This is a genomic window from Pseudokineococcus marinus (assembly GCF_013004605.1).
In the GTDB taxonomy this organism is placed as follows: Bacteria; Actinomycetota; Actinomycetes; order Actinomycetales; family Quadrisphaeraceae; genus Pseudokineococcus; species Pseudokineococcus marinus.
The window spans coordinates 1-3256 of the sequence record NZ_JABEMA010000322.1 but is presented as its reverse complement, the minus strand read 5'-3'; the positions used below and the strand labels follow the sequence as shown (position 1 = coordinate 3256).

At 79.7% G+C, this 3256-nt stretch carries 4 protein-coding genes; 1 reads left to right on the top strand and 3 read right to left on the bottom strand.

Translation table 11 applies throughout. The features are described 5' to 3' along the window. Both panC and HLB09_RS20155 read right to left on the bottom strand, forming a co-directional pair. The coding region (gene panC, locus HLB09_RS14760; protein ID WP_171204090.1) for a pantoate--beta-alanine ligase at nt 1-711 on the bottom strand (711 nt) is incomplete at its 3' end. Nucleotides 712-794: 83 nt separating this feature from the next. After that, entirely contained in the window at nt 795-1673 is an 879-nt protein-coding gene (locus HLB09_RS20155) for a Rossmann-like and DUF2520 domain-containing protein (protein ID WP_212771150.1), read from the bottom strand. 189 nt (nt 1674-1862) lie between these two features. Between HLB09_RS20155 and HLB09_RS14750 the strand changes: the two genes are divergently transcribed. After that, the gene (locus HLB09_RS14750) at nt 1863-2594 is read left to right on the top strand and encodes a methyltransferase domain-containing protein (protein WP_171204088.1); all 732 of its coding nucleotides are present in this window, start codon (nt 1863-1865) and stop codon (nt 2592-2594) included. Between the two features lie 33 nt (nt 2595-2627). Here HLB09_RS14750 and HLB09_RS14745 read toward each other — a convergent pair whose 3' ends face one another. Beyond that, nucleotides 2628-3119, bottom strand: coding sequence for an SRPBCC family protein (locus HLB09_RS14745; protein WP_212771149.1), 492 nt, complete (start codon nt 3117-3119; stop codon nt 2628-2630). Nucleotides 3120-3256: the final 137 nt, after the last annotated feature.

Sequence of the window (3256 nt, the reverse complement as noted above, 5' to 3'; positions counted from 1 at the left end):
CTCGCCGCGCCGCAGGGCCCGGGAGAGCACCGCGGCGCGGGCGCGCCCGTCGGGGTCCAGACGGGCGTTGCGGCTCGAGCGGGCCAGGCCGTCGTCCTCCCGCGCCGTCGGCGCGGCCACGACCTCGACGTCGAAGGACAGGTCGGCGACCATCCGCCGCACGAGGAGCAGCTGCTGGGCGTCCTTCTGCCCGAAGAGCACGACGTCGGGCCGGGTGAGGTGCAGGAGCTTGGTGACGACGGTGAGCACGCCGTCGAAGTGCCCCGGCCGGCTCGCGCCCTCGAGGACCTCCCCGAGCGGCCCGGCGGCGACGCGCACCTGCGGCGGCCCGCCGGGGTAGACCTCCTCCACCGGGGGGGCGAAGACGACGTCGACGCCCTCGCGGCCCAGCAGCGCCAGGTCCCCCTCGAGGTCGCGCGGGTAGGACTCGAGGTCCAGCGCCTCGCCGAACTGCAGCGGGTTGACGAAGACGGTCGCCACCACCGAACGGCCGCGCCCGCGCGCGGCGCGCACGAGGCCGGCGTGCCCCTCGTGGAGCGCCCCCATCGTCATGACGACGGCCACGGGGCCCTCCAGCGCGGCCCGGGCGCGTGCCAGCTCGGCGCGGGTGCGCACGAGCAGCGGCCGCCCCCCGGACCGGGCGGTCGGGTCGGCCTGGTCGTCCGCGGCCTGCTGGGCCGTCGCGGTGGCGTCGGGACCGGTGCTGGGCATGGCGCCCGGAACGACCCCAGCACCCCCGCTCTTCCCCCCGCCCTCTCCCAGGCCCTCCTCGGGAGCGCTCTCCCCCGAGCCGCTCACGCCCGCGGCGGCGGGTCGGCCAGCAGCTCGAGGACGCGCGCGGCGTCCTCCGCGGCCAGCCGCCCGCGCGCGAGCGCGCGCAGCGCCGTCGCCCGCGCCATGGCGCGGTGGGCGTCGGGGACCTCGGTCGAGCCCGAGCGGGCCGCGTGCTCGGCGAGGGCGGCGCGGTGCGCGGCGAGGGTGCCGGCGTCGGCCCGGGCGACGGGCCCGGTGAGCGCGTCGTCGCCCGCGCGCACGGCGCCGTCGAGGCTCGCGTGCAGCAGGGGGCCGAGCACCCGCGCGGGCTCGTCCACGCCGGCGGCGGCGAGCAGCTCGCGGGCCTGGGCCACGAGCGTCACCAGGTGGTTCGCGCCGTGCGAGAGGGCGGCGTGGTACAGCGGCCGGTCGGCCTCGGCGACGACCACCGGGTCGCCGCCCATCTCGACGACGAGCGCCTGCGCGACGGGCAGCACGGGCCCCGGGGCGGTGACGGCGAAGCTGCAGTCGACGAGACGGGCGAGGTCGAGCGAGGTGCCCGTGAAGGTCATGGCCGGGTGCACGGCGAGCGGGATGGCCCCCGCGGCGCGCGCCGGGGCGAGGACCTCGACGCCGTAGCGGCCGGCGGTGTGGACGACGAGCTGGCCCGCCTGCCAGCCGCCGGTGGCCGCGACGCCGGCGACCAGGTCGGCGAGGGCGTCGTCGGGCACGGCGAGCAGCACGAGCTCGGCCCGGCGCACGACCTCCGGCACCTCGAGCAGGGGCACGCCCGGCAGGAGGGCGCCGACGCGCTCGCGGGTGCGCTCGGAGACCCCGCTGGCGCCGACGACGGCGTGGCCGGCGGCGCGCAGCGAGGCGCCGAGGACGGCGCCGACCCGCCCGCCGCTGACGACGCCCACGCCCAGCCGGCCCGGGCGCGAGGCGGGGTCGGCTCCCCCGGCCGGAGCCGGCCTCCCGACGGCCGGGCCACCGGGCGACGGATCACCGGGGAGGGGGGCTCCGGGGGACGGCTCGACCACGCGGCGGATCCTCGCACGCGCCGGAGGGGCGTCCCCGGGGTCGGCAGGGTCGACGCCTACTGTCGCCGCGTGGGCAGGCACGAGCGGGTGGCGGCGCTGGCCGGCGAGGACCTCGCGGGGCTCGAGGTCGCCGACCTCGGCTGCGGGCCGGGGCGCACGGTGCGCGCGCTGCTGGCCGCGGGGCCGCGCCGCGTGCACGCCCTGGACCGCACCTCGGGCCTCGACGACGACGTGCTCGCCGACGCGCGGGTGCGCAGCCGGCTGGCCGACCTCGACGAGGGCGTCCCCCTGGCGGACGGCAGCCTCGACGCCGCCGTGTCCCTCAACGTCGTCGAGCACCTCGCCTCCCCCGTCGACCACCTCGTCGACTGCCACCGCGCCCTGGCGCCGGGCGGCCGGCTCGTGCTCGCGCACAGCGACTGGGACACCGCCCTCTTCACGAGCTCCGACGACGGCCTCACCCGCGCCCTCGTCGACCGCTTCGTCGCCGCGGCCCACGGGCCGGCGCCGCGCTCGGACGGCTTCATGGGGCGCAAGCTGCTCGGGCTCTCGGACGCCTCCGGCGCGTGCGGCGCGCCGTGGGAGGTGGAGGGCGTGGAGGTCTGGGCCGACGGGCACCGGCGCTTCGACGACGGCTCGGTGGCCTGGAAGGTGGCCACCGCCGTGCTGGCGGCCGCGGGCGACGAGCCCGCGCTCGCGGCGCGGGCCGCGGGCTGGGTGGAGGACCTGCGCGCCCTCGCGGACGCCGGCCAGTTCCTCTTCGCCGTCACCGACGTCGCGGTGGTCCTGCGCCGGGCCTGAGGCGGCGGCCCCCCGGGCCTCCCCGGGCGGGGGCTACTCGTGGACGCGGCCCTCGACGTCGTCGTCCTCCTCCTCGGGCGAGCGCCGGCCGGTGCGGCCGAGCACCAGCTGCTCGAGGCGGTTGAGGCACTCGCGCTGCCGCGGCCCGAGGAGGAGGGCGCGCAGCGGCTGGGGCACGAGGAGCATGACCCCCGTGATGACGTCCTCCCACATGACGACGCGCGTGCCGCCGTCGGGCGCCTCCTCGAGGCGGATGTCGATGCGGGCCTGGCCCCACGGCCAGCCGCGCGCGGTGAGCACGAGCCTGTCGGGCAGGTCCGAGGCCAGGACGGTCGTGTGGTCGTCCAGGTGCAGCGGCCAGGGTCCCGTGGAGTGGTGCAGGCGCTGGCCCTCGGCCGGCCAGCGGGCCTCGACCGCGCGGATGCGCGTCGCGCCGACGACCCAGAGGCCGTAGAGCCACCCGTCGGACAGCACGTCGACGACGTCCTCGCGCGGGCAGGGCATGGTGCGCTCCACGGTGGTCACGGCGCATCCTCCCGCCCCGGGGCGGCCGGGCGCGCGACGACGTCGGGCCCGGGCTCCTCCGCGGGGGACGCCGCGGTGCCCTCGGCGGCCGGCCCGGCCCCCTCCGGCGTCCCGCCCGTGGCGCCCGCCGCGCCGCG